Origin of the sequence: Acinetobacter sp. SM34, from assembly GCF_022012365.1 — a bacterium.
Classification (GTDB): domain Bacteria; phylum Pseudomonadota; class Gammaproteobacteria; order Pseudomonadales; family Moraxellaceae; genus Acinetobacter.
In genome coordinates this window covers 1-1242 of record NZ_JAKLTP010000032.1, presented here as the reverse complement: position 1 = coordinate 1242, position 1242 = coordinate 1, and the positions used below count along the sequence as shown (strand labels likewise).

Genomic DNA, 1242 nt, shown 5'->3' with positions numbered 1-1242 from the left:
AAGTGTGCTGCGTCATGGTCGATTTGCTCCGGTATTTAAGGCAGTCAAAACTCAGGTGCTCAAGATTGATATTCTTAAGAGTAAATTTAATTTCTTGTAAAAATTTATATAAAAACACACGCCGTTGTCCATATTTCTTGTTTAAATTCAGCTACTTTTTATGAGTATGCCTTTAGAGGTATAGGTAAAATTAGCCAGCCATCGCAGTATTAAAATCAGCCGCATGCTGAGCTGATCCGGCATAAAACTCAATTCAGGGAGTCAATACAGATGGCATGGATAGTTTTAGTTCTGGCCGGTATTTTTGAGATTATCTGGGCCTATTCCATGAAACTTTCAGCCGGTTTTAGCAAGCCGCTCCCCACCTTCATGACGGTGGTTTTCGTGATTTTAAGTTTTCTGCTGTTGAGCTATGCCATGCGTACGCTGCCTTTAGGCACGGCCTATACCATTTGGTCGGGCATTGGTGTGGTCGGGGCATTTTTGCTGGGCATCTTGATCTTGGGCGAGCAGGTCACCTTTATGCGTATTTTAGCCGCTGTTCTGATTACGGCTGGACTGCTATTGATGAAATTATCCGAGCCCTCCTGATCTGCAATTTGGTGCAGACCATCAAGCAAATGCGCAATTTTAATGCATAAAATATTCATAACAGGAATAAATACCAGATTTAGCCGGCATCAAACAGGACAAATCGGTTATTGGCAAACTTGGCGCGGTATTTGCTTTTTATCAATTGAACTTTGTAAAAGGAGAATGCGATGAGCTATCCGGAACACTTTGTGATTAAGAAAATTCGCTTATTAACACCGACCACCTGTGAGGTGTATATGCTGAATATGAACAAGAAGTTTATGAAAGGCTGGCTGATTCGATGCAATCACGGTCTGGTTCAGCAGTTTCATGAACAGATGAATAATTTGATGCAGTCTGCCCAGCCTTTTCAGGCATTGTTGCAGCTGAAGCAGTTTCATCGGGTAGAGGTTTTATGTTAAGCCAAATCTAGCCAGCAGGAGATTAATTTCCTGCTGGTGCTTTCGCACATCTTAATAAAAATCAATAATTTAAAAAACTTTCCTAAAAATAAAAAAACTTTCCTAAAGCCGTAGACGGCTGAAAAAAAATCCTATATAAATTCTCACAGAGAAAGTAATTTTCCTAAAGAGAAAATTAAACATCGCATAGAAACTCATTTTAAAGATTGAGAATTTATAGGAAGCACCCCTATGCCCCAGAACGCTC

The 1242-nt window shown here is 40.1% G+C and carries 2 protein-coding genes; both read left to right on the top strand.

The features are described 5' to 3' along the window. Positions 1–234 precede the first annotated feature (234 nt). Positions 235–591, top strand: a complete 357-nt coding sequence (locus LZZ98_RS15420; RefSeq protein WP_442862726.1) for a DMT family transporter — start codon at positions 235–237, stop codon at positions 589–591. 170 nt (positions 592–761) lie between these two features. Further along, entirely contained in the window at positions 762–995 is a 234-nt protein-coding gene (locus LZZ98_RS15415; protein WP_237788591.1) for a hypothetical protein, read from the top strand. The last annotated feature ends 247 nt before the right edge of the window (positions 996–1242 follow it).